11 protein-coding genes and 1 pseudogene are annotated in these 13,404 nt (G+C 42.1%); 6 read left to right on the forward strand and 6 right to left on the reverse strand.

Going from position 1 to position 13,404, the window contains the following annotated elements:
• Positions 1 to 47: 47 nt before the first annotated feature.
• Positions 48 to 665, reverse strand: a complete 618-nt coding sequence (locus WAE57_RS05240) for a rhomboid family intramembrane serine protease (protein WP_086176224.1) — start codon at positions 663 to 665, stop codon at positions 48 to 50.
• A 158-nt stretch (positions 666 to 823) separates the two neighbouring features.
• On the opposite strand from WAE57_RS05240, the gene nfuA reads away from it, so the two are divergent.
• Positions 824 to 1,462, forward strand: coding sequence for a Fe-S biogenesis protein NfuA (nfuA, locus tag WAE57_RS05245; RefSeq protein WP_237786221.1), 639 nt, complete (start codon positions 824 to 826; stop codon positions 1,460 to 1,462).
• Between the two features lie 52 nt (positions 1,463 to 1,514).
• On the opposite strand, the gene WAE57_RS05250 is transcribed toward nfuA, so the two are convergent.
• Positions 1,515 to 2,522, reverse strand: coding sequence for a hypothetical protein (locus WAE57_RS05250; RefSeq protein WP_337708876.1), 1,008 nt, complete (start codon positions 2,520 to 2,522; stop codon positions 1,515 to 1,517).
• Positions 2,523 to 2,540: 18 nt separating this feature from the next.
• Positions 2,541 to 3,493: pseudogene (locus WAE57_RS05255) on the reverse strand (alpha/beta hydrolase).
• A gap of 377 nt (positions 3,494 to 3,870) precedes the next feature.
• Here WAE57_RS05255 and WAE57_RS05260 point away from each other — a divergent pair.
• Positions 3,871 to 4,485: a carbonic anhydrase gene (locus WAE57_RS05260; protein ID WP_086176220.1), complete on the forward strand. Its 615-nt coding sequence runs from the start codon at positions 3,871 to 3,873 to the stop codon at positions 4,483 to 4,485.
• 34 nt (positions 4,486 to 4,519) lie between these two features.
• On the opposite strand, the gene WAE57_RS05265 is transcribed toward WAE57_RS05260, so the two are convergent.
• Positions 4,520 to 5,149 carry an arylesterase gene (locus WAE57_RS05265; RefSeq protein ID WP_337708878.1) on the reverse strand — a complete coding sequence of 210 codons (630 nt, stop codon included), beginning with the start codon at positions 5,147 to 5,149 and terminating at the stop codon, positions 4,520 to 4,522.
• A gap of 11 nt (positions 5,150 to 5,160) precedes the next feature.
• Between WAE57_RS05265 and WAE57_RS05270 the strand changes: the two genes are divergently transcribed.
• Both WAE57_RS05270 and WAE57_RS05275 read left to right on the forward strand, forming a co-directional pair.
• Entirely contained in the window at positions 5,161 to 5,889 is a 729-nt protein-coding gene (locus tag WAE57_RS05270; protein ID WP_237786225.1) for an ABC transporter ATP-binding protein, read from the forward strand.
• A 1-nt stretch (position 5,890) separates the two neighbouring features.
• Positions 5,891 to 8,371: an FtsX-like permease family protein gene (locus WAE57_RS05275; protein ID WP_337708881.1), complete on the forward strand. Its 2,481-nt coding sequence runs from the start codon at positions 5,891 to 5,893 to the stop codon at positions 8,369 to 8,371.
• 403 nt (positions 8,372 to 8,774) lie between these two features.
• On the opposite strand, the gene WAE57_RS05280 is transcribed toward WAE57_RS05275, so the two are convergent.
• Positions 8,775 to 9,587 carry a rhomboid family intramembrane serine protease gene (locus WAE57_RS05280; RefSeq protein ID WP_337708883.1) on the reverse strand — a complete coding sequence of 271 codons (813 nt, stop codon included), beginning with the start codon at positions 9,585 to 9,587 and terminating at the stop codon, positions 8,775 to 8,777.
• Between the two features lie 79 nt (positions 9,588 to 9,666).
• Here WAE57_RS05280 and mtgA point away from each other — a divergent pair, with 79 nt between their 5' ends.
• Together mtgA and ppk1 are read left to right on the forward strand one after the other, a co-directional pair.
• Positions 9,667 to 10,341, forward strand: coding sequence for a monofunctional biosynthetic peptidoglycan transglycosylase (gene mtgA / locus WAE57_RS05285; RefSeq protein WP_086176215.1), 675 nt, complete (start codon positions 9,667 to 9,669; stop codon positions 10,339 to 10,341).
• Positions 10,342 to 10,457: 116 nt separating this feature from the next.
• A complete protein-coding gene (ppk1, locus tag WAE57_RS05290; RefSeq protein ID WP_237786228.1) occupies positions 10,458 to 12,539 on the forward strand; it encodes a polyphosphate kinase 1 in 2,082 nt (693 codons plus the stop codon).
• Positions 12,540 to 12,630: 91 nt separating this feature from the next.
• Here the strand turns inward: ppk1 and WAE57_RS05295 are convergent, their stop codons facing one another.
• Positions 12,631 to 13,260: a response regulator gene (locus WAE57_RS05295; RefSeq protein WP_337708887.1), complete on the reverse strand. Its 630-nt coding sequence runs from the start codon at positions 13,258 to 13,260 to the stop codon at positions 12,631 to 12,633.
• Positions 13,261 to 13,404 lie beyond the last annotated feature (144 nt).

A 13,404-nucleotide genomic window follows, 5' to 3' on the forward strand; every position in this document is an offset into this window, starting at 1 on the left:
ATTTTTTTAAGCATAAATGCAGGGTTATGCCATCATCCACAATATTATTAGAAAGGCAATTGCATCAACTTATTCAAAAAGTGCGGAATAACACGAGGTTCAATAATAATCGTCATGATTACCCCATAAGCCGCGCCCCATAAATGCGCACTATGGTTGATGTTGGAGTTGCCACGTTTGCCTGACCAGATGCTATAAGCTACATAAAGCACAGCAAAAATAATGGCTGGTACAGGAATAAAAAACACAAAGATCAATTTCCACGGTTCAAACAAAATATAGGCAAACAGTACTGCAGATACTGCACCAGAAGCCCCCAAACTTGCCCAGCGATGATCATTTTTATGTTTTAAGTAACTTGGAATAATCGCTGCAATCAACCCGCCCAAATAAAACAGCACAAAGCCTAAATCGTACATATATTGCCGATAAAAACTTTCAATTACGCTGCCAAAAAAGAACAGGGTAATCATGTTGAATAACAGGTGAGCCCCGTCTGCATGCACAAAACCATGGGTAATAAAACGATCATATTGTCCACGCTGCATGGCAGGTGGCCAGAAAATTAACCGGTTCATAACATTCTGGTTTGAAAAGGCAATCAGCGAGATAATAACGGTAATAAGAATCAGGGTAACGGTGTGGTTAAAAGGTAAATCCAACATAAAAGCAAGTTCTACATTTCAAAATCTATTGCTCATAATGCCATTAAATGACAGCTTAAGTGGAACTTTCACAATAAATCCGACAATTTTAGTTGAATTTCTGAAATTACCCCACATCTTCAGTTAAAATGGCAACTTCAGCTTGAGGAAATATTGTGATGTCGACTGAGAACACCAGCACTGCAGTTGCAGAAGAGATTCCAAACTTATTGATTACTCCGACTGCTCAAGAGTATTTAAAGGATTTGTTAGAAAAGCAAAACACGCCAGGCATTGGGGTGCGTGTGTTTGTGGAAAATCCTGGTACGCCACGTGCTGAATGTTGTATGGCATATAGTGCACCTGATGAAGTTGTCCCAACTGACTATAAACAGGATTACCCGGATTTTCCTGCATTTATTGATACACCGTCTATTCCATATTTATTAGATGCGGTGATTGACTACAATAAAGACCGTTTTGGTGGTCAATTAACTTTCCGTGCGCCAAATTCTAAAGTGCCACGTGTGGGTCCAGATGCATCGGTAGAAGAGCGTATTACCTATGTGCTTCAGTCTGAAATTAACCCGGGACTTGCAGGCCATGGTGGTAACTGTGCACTGGTTGAAGTAGTAGAAGATGAAGAACACGGTTTAACTGCGGTGCTTAAGTTTGGTGGCGGTTGCCAAGGCTGTTCATCGATTGATTTGACCTTGAAACAAGGTGTAGAAACAACCTTAAAACAGCATGTTCCTGAATTGGCACGTGTGGTTGACCAAACTGACCACAGCAACACTGAAGGCGCTTATTTTAAATAAGACCCGCTCAGGTAAAAAAAGCCGCTTAATGCGGCTTTTTTATTGCAGGGATTTAAGGCTGAATATTTAAAATATTCTGTACTGTTTCAGCATAATAAAATTTCTCTAAATATGCTCTGGCACGGCTGCGTAAATATTCAGAGGAAATTAATTTTTGTACAATTGGCGTTAACAATTGCTGCAATTCATGTTGAATCAAGGCTTCATCAATATTCAAGTCACGTAATAACAAATCAAACGGACGTTCCTGATTACGGATGTACCAGGCATATACGCCATCATGAACTTGCTGTTTTAAATAGTCAGTCTGACGGATATGATCCCAAATTTCATGGCCCAGATTTACCGTATTAGACAGGTCCTGAACTTCAATATAATTCTTTAAAACATTTAAAGGCATATCTTTAATTTTATGCCAAAGATTGGCCTGAAAATGATAGAGCTTTTCATCATCAAAATGCTGATTTAAAACATGCTCACTCATTTGACTCAGTTTTAAAATGTTCTTCTGCAGATAATGGGCAATCGTTTCATCCAGATTTGAATCGGTCACGGTTTCTAAAACCGATTTGCCCATTTTCATAAAACGGGATACACCAGGCACCCGTTTTGCCATGACTGAATTATCCACATAGTCTTGAATGGAATGCTGGATCAGCTGGGTAATCATGGCAGAAAAGGCAGGATTATTAACCACGGTTTTAATTAAACGCTGACGGTGAGCACTTTTGCTTGCCACATATTGAGCAATCTTGTCGATGGTTAAAACAGGAATAACATCCGCTATTTTAGTGCTGTCATTGAGCGGATGAACCAGGGCAAAGCGCACATGTTCAGTGATCTGTTCAATAAGAAAATGGCTGGCAGGCGTAGCCAGAATCTGTTTTTGCAACAGCGCATTAATTTGCTCAAATGACCAGAGCTGTTGCAGCGTCTGTTTTCTAAACCATTGATAGAAATTTAGGAATTCAGTTTCAATAGTCGCAGTATGTGAAAACTCTTGTTCTAAAAAGTCAAGATGAGCTTCAATTAACTGCTCAATCATTGGATGTTTCTGCATACTGTCTCGAAAAAAAAATTAATTGAGTGGAATAAGTTTATCCGCAAGCGGATTTTTCATTTTTTGGGTTTTGGCAAGAAAGGGTAAATAATATGCGGCCACTTCCTGCTCTGCTTCCAAAATGGGCATGTGTCCTACATTGTTGAGAATGACAGGAGCCTCAGCACGTTTCAATAACGATTTTAATTCATTTGCCACTTCAACATTAATGATTTTATCCTGCTTTCCCCAAAGAATCAGTGTCGGTGCTTCAATTGTTCGTGTCAGTCGGGCAAAGGATTCTGGCGTATAAATACGGTTCAGGGTCACCAGTTGATCAATCAGTTTGCAGTTATTTGCTGCCTGAGTAATCAGATATTTTTCTTGTGCTGACCTTAAGGCCTTGGGCAGGGTGGGTGGATTTTGCATGACCCGATGCATCACCTGTTCCAAGTCACCAGGTTTAGACACAATCAGCTGTTTAAGGTTGACAGGGTCTTTGGAATAACGGGTATTGGCCTTGGTATAAATACCTGCACTATTCAGCAAAAATAAACTTTGCGTATCAAACGGATATTGTGATGCATAGACGGTAGCAATGGATCCTCCCACAGAATGTCCTGCAACATTCAGTTTATCTTCTACATCGATGGCTTCGACAAAACGGCGCAAGCTCTCTGTCACATTGGGTACAGAATCATCAAAATTTGCGGAGTTTTGGTTTCACCATTGTTGGGTAAATCGGGAATCACTACATGATAGTAGGGTGTTAAAAAATGGGCCACACGATTCCAGTTATCGCGATTTCCGGCTAAGCCATGAATGAGCAGAATAGTGGGTTTCTGCCTTGAGCCGCCCTCATTATATGCCCAGCTAATCTCGCCCACTTGAATGGTTTTAGCCTTTAAATCTGCTGCATTGCGTTGCTGAACCAAATAGTTTTGCAAATTTATTTGTTCAGTATTGGGTTTATTGCTTTGCGCCAGAGTAATACTGCTAAAACAACAGGCTGTAATAAAACAGAGCTTGCGTACAAATTGAGCAAAATTTGAACCAGACTGTGTCATTGACGATCATCCTTGAAGACTCATGACGATGATATTTTTAGGCAAAAAATATCTAATTTTAGACAGCATTTAATTTTTTTAAAATGTCTGTTGTTTATTGTAAATATTATTGAATAAATGTCACTGAATTGTTTCTTGAAGTAAGTAGCTGTGAGCTGAAAAACTGTGAGCTAAGTACTGTTTTTGGGGTAAATAAAATATTTTGTAACCTTAGATATAAATTAAACAGCTATTCTTTTTGCAAGTGACTTTCAGTTTTTATGGCATTAAAATGTTGCAACTTAAAACATTGGAAGACCAGCATGCTAACAGCAGAAGAAGCTTTAGATCGTTTAAAAAAAGGGAACCAGCGTTTTGTAAATGGTGAAACGACGCACTCTACACTTATGACTCACCAGCAACGTGCTGAAATGGCAGATAACCAAGAGCCGTTTGCAATTGTTTTAGGCTGTTCAGACTCGCGTGTACCTGCCGAAATGGTGTTTGACCAAGGCTTGGGTGATCTGTTTGTCATTCGGGTTGCAGGTAATATTGTTGCGCCATCACAAGTGGGTAGCGTGGAATTTGCAGCAGAAAGCTTTAGCTGTCCAGTGGTGATTGTATTGGGGCATACACACTGTGGCGCGATCCATTCCACCATTGAAGCATTAACTAATCCAACGGCTCCACCATCTGCAAACTTGATGTCAATTGTGAACCGTGTCCGTCCTTCAGTTGAAATTTTAATGCAAACCGAACTGAAAGATGATTTGGATAAACTGTCTAAACATGCGGTACGTTCTAACGTTTTTGCATCTGTAAATCAGCTGCGTCATGGTTCTGCCGTACTGGAAAACCTGATTGCCAAAGGCAAATTAAAAGTAGTTGGGGCAGAGTATTCGCTTGAAACCGGTGAAGTGACTTTCTTCGATTTTTAAAAGAGCAGATATTTTCAAGTTCAAAAAAGGCGCTTTATAAAGCGCCTTTTATATAGGGATATACATTGTTTAATAAGATACTTTGCGCTTGAGCAGTAGGATGCACCAGGTCTGCTTGCATCAGGCTTTTCTTGCCGGCAACGCCTTCTAAAAAGAATGGCAGCAATGGTACATGATGCTGCTGACTGACAATTTTATAATTTTTTTCAAAAGCCTTGCTATAGGCTGTACCGTAATTGGGCGGAATTTTCATGCCCAAAACAATCACTTTAGCATTTGCTTTTAAACTGTGCTGCACTAAAGTCGCCAGGTTTTTTTGAATCAATAGCGGTGGCTGACCGCGCAAACCATCATTACCACCCACTTCAATCACCACAATATGCGGTTTATAGGTTTGCAGTAATTTGGGTAAGCGTGCCACAGCGCCACTGGTGGTTTCCCCACTGACACTGGCATTGACCACTTTATGCTGTTTCGGATACTGTTGGTCTAGACGTTTCTGTAATAATGATACCCAGCCTTGCTGTGCCTGTATGCCATAACCCGCACTAATACTGTCACCTACAATCATAATGGTTTTAGCAGACGCTATGACTGGAGTAACACCCAGACCGAGCATGGCCAAGCAAGCAAATACAAAAGTTTTAAGATTGCGATTTTGCATATAGGGATTTTATGACCCAAGTTAATAGCGACTATTCCATCATGCCACAAGTGATTATTGCTGCACAGCAGCTTAGCCAAAAGATAAAATTTGCGCAAAAAGAGCTGAGCATTTTTGAAAATCTGACTTTTGATATTCATAGCGGCGAACAGGTAGCGATTACCGGGCGTTCGGGTTCCGGTAAATCGACCCTGCTGGGTATTCTGGCGACCTTGGATCAGGCCAGCTCAGGGAAATTACAGGTCTGCGGGCAATCAATTAGCGAATTGAATGAAGAACAGCGTGCACTGGTACGCTTAAAACATATCGGGTTTGTGTTTCAATCCTTTCAGCTGTTAGCGCATTTAACAGCGCTTGAAAATGTGATGTTACCGCTACGTTTACAGCAGAGTTTTAACTTTGCTGCTGCTGAAAAAAAGGCCTTGGCCTTGCTGAAGAAAGTGGGTTTAGAACGTCAGGCCATGCAAACCCCTAAAGTGCTTTCTGGCGGTGAACAACAACGGGTGGCCATTGCACGTGCCTTAATTAGTGATCCACAAATTATTTTTGCCGATGAGCCTACCGGTAATCTGGATGCACAAACGGCCAAGGAAATTGAACAATTGCTGTTTCAGCTGAATCGTGAGTTTGGCACCACCCTGGTACTGGTTACCCATGATTCAACATTGGCCCAGCAATGCCAACGGCATTTTGAATTGCGTGATGGTCATTTGATTGAACATGCTTCGGGAGAGGGCTGAAATGAATCCATTGTTTCGGCCCTTGCTGAACCAAAGCTTTAAAAGCACCGGTATTTATCTGCTGATCATTGCCTTGACACTGGCGATTAGTGCAACCACAGCGCTGAAATTTAGCAATGAACAGATTCAAAATGCCGTGGCCTTACAGGCCGCAGAAATGCTGGCAGCGGATCTGGTGCTCACAGATAATCAGCCGCTGGAACAAAGGTGGCACGACCAGGCCGAACAATTAAAACTACGACAATCCCAAGTCACTGCATTCAGTTCAATGGCGCATACTCAAGATCAGTTTGTCATGGTCAATGTCAAAGCCATCGATCAGGCATTTCCCTTGCGCGGGGAACTTCGGGTACTGCCAGCGGCCAAAACCATCCAGTCCGGTGAGGTCTGGATGAGTCTACGGGCCATGGATTTATTGCATGTAAAAGTGGGGGATAGGGTCACTATCGCAGATGGTCAGTTTAAGATCACCGCGAAAATTGAACATGATTCCAATCAGGAACTGGGCTTTTCCGGCTTTTCGCCAACGGTGATGATTTCTCAGGTTGATGTGGCGAAAACCAATGCCATTCAAGTCGGCAGTCGTGCCGAATATCGTTTATTAATGGCGGGTGATCCACAGCAAACGAAGCAGTTTGAACAGAATTTTAAGCAACAGCAGCATGCCACTTTGCCGAAAACAGCGCAAGATGCGCAAATACTTGATGAGCAAAATAGCCTAAGATTACGCAATGCCAGCGAAAGCAATACCCGTTTAATGAAGCCGATTGCCAATCTGGGTACCTTCCTGCAACTGAGCAACATTCTGACCATTTTGCTGTGCGGGATTGCCATTGCCTTAACCAGCCAGCGCTATGTACAACAAAATCAGGACAATATTGCATTGATGCGTTGCATCGGTGCGACACGAGGGCAGATTCTCAATGCCTATCTGGCCTTACTGGCTGTGGTGCTGTTGGTCGCGATGCTGATTGGCAGTCTGGCTGGGGTGGCGCTAGGCTATGGTTTGTTGCAACTCATGCTACAACTGATTCCCAATTTGCAAATGGAATTTTCTGTATGGGAGATGCTGCTGGGGCCATTACCAGTGGCCATGCTGACCAGTGCCGTGGTGTTACTGGGATTTATTGTTCCCAGTTTATGGCAATTACTCAATACCCCGCCAATTCGTGTGATACGTCAGCAGGAAAAATCAGTGCAATCCATGCTCTGGATGTTATTAATGGGCACAGCCAGCTTGGCGTTATTCAGTATCGTGCTGACAGAAAATATTCTGCTGACCGCCTGGGTGATGGGGGTGATTGTACTGCTGTGTACGCTACTCTATGTATTGATCTGGGGTTGTTTAAAATTCATCAAAGGCTTGAAAGGGGCGATTTCGGCCTATGTGCGGGTGCCGTATCAAACGGCTTTTCAAATTACTGCCTTGGCACTCGGCCTGAGTCTGATGACGGTGTTGACCGTGTTAAGAACAGACTTGCTGGAGCGCTGGCAGCAACAATTGCCTGAAGGCACTCCCAATCAGTTTGTTTATGGCCTGCCGCCCTTTGATATGCCTGCTTTTAAGGCACAGATCAAGCAGCACGGTTGGTCAAGTACGCCTTTATATCCGAATATTCGCGGTCGCCTGGTGGCCAAAAATGATCAGCCCTTTGCAGCTGATCTGGTCAAAAGCAATAATTCATTACGCCGTGAACTGAATTTAACCCAGACCACGGAATATCCGGAAGACAATAAAATTGTGCAAGGTACAGCAGTACTCAAACATGTCGGCGAGGTATCGGTTGAAGCTAAAACCGCAGCAGAGCTGGGCATCAAAATCGGAGACCGGCTGACCTTTAGTCTGCCTGAAGGTCAGATTCAAGCCAAAGTAGTGAACTTGCGCAGTGTGGAATGGGAAAGTTTTAGTCCGAATTTTTTCTTTATTTTTGCACCTAAAACTATGGATGAAAATGCCGGCAGCTATTTAGGCAGTTTTTACGTGCCAGAACAAGATAAAAACCAGATGGTGGCGGTGATCCAGCAATTTTCCAATACCGTATTTATTGATGTCAGCCTGATTCTGGATGAAGTCAAACGCCTGGTGAATGTGTTGGTACAAATTGTCAGCATTCTGGCACTGTTGGTCAGTGTTTCGGGGATTCTGGTTTTAATTGCCTGCTTAAACCTGTTGATGGACGAACGTAAACGTGAAGTGGCTTTGCTGCGGTCATTCGGCAGCTCCAAACAAAAGCTTAAACAGATGATGACCTTGGAAATTGGCTTTATGGGATTGATGGCAGGAATTGTATCCTGCCTGTTTGCAGAAGTGATCAGTGCCATTGCCAGTTATAAAATGAATCTGATCATTCAGGCCCATTGGCAAATCTGGATTATTTTACCGATACTCATGACGCTACTGTGTGCCCTGATTGGACGCTATCGTTTGAGTTATCTCTGTGATATTCCACCGCTGCAAAGTTTGCGCGAGATGAATCAATAATGGATTAATCTTCAAAAGAAATAAGTGAGAATATAAAAATGGAGATTAGATAATTTTCATGAATTATTTTTTAAGACTAATAAGTTGTTTGTTTCACCAAAATAATCATAAATTTTGCCAGGTATTTGATTCATGAGTGTGGCATGGAGGCCACATGTTTCTCATCCCTTGCGCTGCATTTTAAAGCAGTGCTTAAAACTGGCTCAGGATGTTGTGTATGGGAAACAAAAGGTTTTTCTTGCGGACTCAAAATATATTTTGAGATCCTCATTTTGACCTTTCAAAAGTAGAAAACTTACCTACACGAAAACATAAAAATTTAAACAATCAAATGAGGTAGTGCTGAGTTAGAAAAACTAATATTGAATGTTGTGATTTATAAAAGAAGTCTATTAAAGAAAATCTAAAAATGTAGTTGTGCCCGCATGGCGGCCAATATTTGCCGCCAAACCGGTTCCAGAATCTGGACTTGTTGCATGCAGTAAGCATAGAGCAGATAACAGCTGATTATGCCCACCGCCAGGCCCACAACTATGGCCAAATTCGGTTTATGTATTCGTTGTCCCATATACCAAATCGCTGTGAGCACGGCACCCATCAGCATGCCGCCAATATGTGCGGCATTGTTAATTCCGCTCATGCTAAAGCCGATCAATAAATTGATGCCCATAATCATCAGCAAGGTTTTCTTATCTAAAATAAAGCGTTGCTTAGGTAATAGAGGCAATAGGGATAAAACCGTCAATGCACTGCCTATGCCCATGACTGCACCCGATGCACCTGCACTCACGGTGGGAAGCAGGCTGGCATCATTGCTGCGCAGCAGTTCAAAGGTATTATGAATATCGATCAGGCCACTGAGTAAACTACCCATCAGGCCGGCAAGAATATAAAGACCCAAATAATAGAACCGGCCTAAAAGCTGTTCCGCCACGCTGCCAAAAACATACAGCGCCCACATATTCAACATTAAATGAATCAAGCCAAAATGAAAAAACATGCTGCTAAACAGGCGGGTGGGTTCCTCTAAAAAGGTTAAAGGTGCATAATCAGCTCCCCAATCAATAGCATCGACCAGGCTTGGAGCAGTAATATTCACTCCGCTCAGGACTTGCCAGAGAAACAAACCGACATTGATGGCAATAAAAACTGCTGTCAGCCACCAAAGCTGGATATCGAGTTTGCTTTGAATAGGAGGGGGAGAAAGTTTGGCCATGCTATTCTTTTATAATCTTTGCTATATTCAGCCTCAAGCTTAGCACGAAAAAAACAGATTTTTGGAGTAACTCACTGACATGAAAGCTTTTATTGTTCGTAGTTTGTTAATACTTGTCAGTTTAGTGCTTTTGGTTCAACTTTGGATTTTTGCAAGTTTAATGTGGTGGCGAACTCATCCGGTCGATACCACCATGATGATGCGTCTGGATTACTGGTCCGACTCTTCGAAACCGATTCAACACCAATGGCGTGATTATGATCAGATCAGTGATTATATGAAACATGCCGTGGTTGCCGCGGAAGACGGGAAATTTTTGCAGCACAAGGGCTTTGACTGGGAGGGCATGCAATTCGCCTTAGAACGCAACAAAGATAAGGGCAAAGTGGTTGCGGGAGGTTCAACCATTTCTCAGCAATTGGCCAAAAACCTGTTTTTATACAATAAACGTTCATTCCTGCGTAAAGGCCAGGAAGCGGTTGCAACCTGGATGATGGAAAGGATGTGGTCAAAACAGCGCATTCTGGAAGTGTATCTGAACTCGGTCGAGTTCGGTGACAATATTTATGGGATAGAAGCGGCAACCCGACATTATTTTGGCAAGAGTTCGAAAAATTTATCGCGTGAACAGGCGGCATTTATCGCTGCCATTTTACCCAACCCTAAATATTATCAAGATCATCGTGATGATAGAAAATTGCAATATCGTAAACGTATGATTCAAAAATATATGCGCTATAGCCATATTCCCTAATTTAGGATTTATTTTAAAAAAGCCCAGTGATTTGGGCTTTTTTTTATGAAATTGTCATAAATTTGAAGCATACTTATGAAGATACGGACTACTTTCGAATAATCATAGGTTAGGGTATGAATACGGCTGCTAATACGACTCCGGCGCAAATAGAATATGCATATAATGATCGCTACATTAATCGTGAGCTTTCTATTCTCGACTTCCATTTGCGGGTATTGGAACAAGCGGTCGATCCTTTGCATCCTTTGCTTGACCGGATGAATTTCCTGCTTATTTTTTCCCGTAATCTGGATGAATTTTTTGAAATTCGTGTTGCCGGGATGATGGAGCAACTGGATTTAGGTAATGAGAGCCATACGCCGGACGGTCTAACGCCTAAGCAGGTGCTGGACAGTATTTCCAAAACTGCCCATGATGCGATTGAGCGCCAATACCGTATTTTAAATGAAGAAATTCTGCCGAAACTGCGTGAAGAAGACATCTGTTTCTTGCGCCGTGGAGAACTTACACCTGCTCAATCTGCCTGGATTAAAAAGTATTTCCAAGAGCAAGTGGCTCCTGTACTCACCCCAATCAGCCTTGATCCGGCCCATCCTTTCCCGCGCTTGGTGAACAAAAGCCTAAACTTTATTGTCACGCTGGAAGGTAAGGATGCCTTTGGCCGTCAGATTGATTTGGCTGTAGTTCCTGCACCGCGTTCATTGCCGCGTGTAGTACGCTTACCGGATGAACTCACTGATGGCAAAGAGCATCATGTGATGTTATCCGCCATTATTCATGAGCATGTTTCAGATTTATTCCCCGGTATGACGGCGACAGGTTGCTATCAATTCCGTGTTACGCGTAATGCAGATTTAGCTTTAAATGAAGATGTCGAAGATTTAGCCAAAGCTTTAAAAGGTGAGTTGAACTCGCGCCGTTTTGGCCGTGCAGTACGCTTGGAAGTGACTCAAAATTGTCCCGAACATATCTACGAATATTTGCTGGATGAATTCGATCTCGACAAAGAACAGCTTTACAAGGTAGCAGGTCCGGTAAACCTTGCCCGTTTATTGTCGAATTTTAAACGTCCACATTTACGTTATGACTCGCATACGCCTATTATTCCTAAAGTCCTGAAAAAATCTGAAAATATTTTTTCTGCCATGCAGAAGCAGGATATTTTACTCCATCATCCCTTTGAATCCTTTGCCCCAGTGATTAATTTGCTGCGTGAAGCCGCACGTGATCCGCAAGTGCTCGCGATCAAGCAAACTTTGTACCGTAGTGGAGCAGATTCTGAAATTGTACAGGTCTTGGCAGAAGCAGCGCGTAATGGCAAGGAAGTGACGGCCGTGATTGAATTGCGTGCCCGTTTTGATGAAGAGTCCAATATTGAAGTAGCGAATGTACTACAAGAAGCAGGGGCAGTGGTGGTATATGGCATTGTCGGTTATAAAACCCATGCCAAAATGATTCTGGTGGTACGCCGTGAAAACAATAAGCTGGTGCGCTATGTGCATTTGGGTACCGGTAACTATCATGCCGGTAATGCCCGTATCTATACCGACTATGGTTTATTAACCACAGATAAAGAACTATGTGAAGATGTGCACCGCATTTTTCAGGAACTGACCGGTATGGGGAAAATGGCAAAACTGAAAAAGTTATTGCATGCTCCTTTTACCCTGCACGCGCAGCTGGTTAATTTTATTGATGATGAAATTGCCAATGCCAAAGCCGGTAAACCTGCGCAAATTATTGTCAAGGTCAATGCCTTAACGGAAATGCAGCTGATTAATAAATTATACGAAGCCTCTCAAGCCGGGGTGAAAATTGATTTAATTATTCGTTCCATCTGCTGTTTACGTCCTGGTTTGGCAGGTTTGTCGGAAAATATCCGGGTACGTTCCATTGTCGGACGTTTCCTTGAACATACACGTGTCTATTACTTCTTAAATGGTGGTGATAGTCGGATTTACTGTTCAAGTGCGGACTGGATGGACCGTAACCTGTTCAACCGAGTGGAAGCATGTTTCCCGATTGAAGACTCAGTATTGAAAAAACGCATTTACCAACAAGGTTTACTGAATTATTTAAAAGATAACCAGCAAGCATGGTTGCTGCAAAGTGATGGCACCTGGTTACGTGCGCAAGTCGCCGAAGGGGAAGCAGCACATAATGCACAGCGGATATTATTAGAGATGATCAAATAATTTAGACCAGCCTTGGTAACATCAAATCAAGGAGTCTTTGGACTCCTTGATTGTTTTTAATCTAAGGACAAATCCTTATAAATTTAAAAAATTAATGTTCCAAGCTGGCAATTTTTCTGTAGGTGTTTTTAATATTGCCTTCAATCTTGTACAGAGGAATATTGGTTTGATCTGCTACTTGCTGTGAATTTAGACCTACCGATACCAGATTTAAAATTTTATATTCAATGCTGGTTAAGGCGAGTACGGTCTTTTCTTCAAGCTCGGATTTGTTTTCACTATATTTAGTCTGACGAGACAAAATATATTGGGCTAAATTGTGATGAAGAGGAGCACCTCCACGTAGAATGCTTTTAATATTATTGATCATTTCTGCTTCAGTATGATGATGAAAAACATAGCCTTGTGCACCCGACCGAATGGCATCGAAGAGTAATGCGGTGTACTGTTCAGTTAATATTGCAATTACATAGCTATCTGGATGGATTTGTTTCAGCTGTTTTATAAAGCGTAGCTTTGCTGGGGAGTTCAGTTCCAGATCAATAAAAATCAGGTTGGGCAAATGCTGTTGCAACAATGCTTCAGCTTCGGCAAGATTTTGGGTACTGATCATTAATTCTGTCGGATAGCCCAATCCCATTAGAATCATTTCTAATCTATGCTTAAAGGTAGGTGGATCCTCAATCATCATGATGGGAACGGGTAATGTTAGTTCACCCACAAGATTGTACTCACACTGGTTTTGTATTTTATCTGGTCACTTTGCTATAAAATCAATGAAACGACTATCCCCAAAACTAGTGAATTTTTATCATTAAAGTAAATTTAAGTATATGTACAATATGGAATATTTATATAAGACTAC

The organism is Acinetobacter sp. NS-4, from assembly GCF_037402435.1.
GTDB lineage: Bacteria > Pseudomonadota > Gammaproteobacteria > Pseudomonadales > Moraxellaceae > Acinetobacter.

What these genes read in the sequence shown, in the direction of transcription:
- WAE57_RS05240 (WP_086176224.1), bottom strand. Translation starts at nt 665, where the DNA reads ATGTTGGATTTACCTTTTAACCACACCGTTACCCTGATTCTTATTACC.
- nfuA (WP_237786221.1), top strand. Translation starts at nt 824, where the DNA reads ATGTCGACTGAGAACACCAGCACTGCAGTTGCAGAAGAGATTCCAAAC.
- WAE57_RS05250 (WP_337708876.1), bottom strand. Translation starts at nt 2,522, where the DNA reads ATGCAGAAACATCCAATGATTGAGCAGTTAATTGAAGCTCATCTTGAC.
- WAE57_RS05260 (WP_086176220.1), top strand. Translation starts at nt 3,871, where the DNA reads ATGCTAACAGCAGAAGAAGCTTTAGATCGTTTAAAAAAAGGGAACCAG.
- WAE57_RS05265 (WP_337708878.1), bottom strand. Translation starts at nt 5,149, where the DNA reads ATGCAAAATCGCAATCTTAAAACTTTTGTATTTGCTTGCTTGGCCATG.
- WAE57_RS05270 (WP_237786225.1), top strand. Translation starts at nt 5,161, where the DNA reads ATGACCCAAGTTAATAGCGACTATTCCATCATGCCACAAGTGATTATT.
- WAE57_RS05275 (WP_337708881.1), top strand. Translation starts at nt 5,891, where the DNA reads ATGAATCCATTGTTTCGGCCCTTGCTGAACCAAAGCTTTAAAAGCACC.
- WAE57_RS05280 (WP_337708883.1), bottom strand. Translation starts at nt 9,587, where the DNA reads ATGGCCAAACTTTCTCCCCCTCCTATTCAAAGCAAACTCGATATCCAG.
- mtgA (WP_086176215.1), top strand. Translation starts at nt 9,667, where the DNA reads ATGAAAGCTTTTATTGTTCGTAGTTTGTTAATACTTGTCAGTTTAGTG.
- ppk1 (WP_237786228.1), top strand. Translation starts at nt 10,458, where the DNA reads ATGAATACGGCTGCTAATACGACTCCGGCGCAAATAGAATATGCATAT.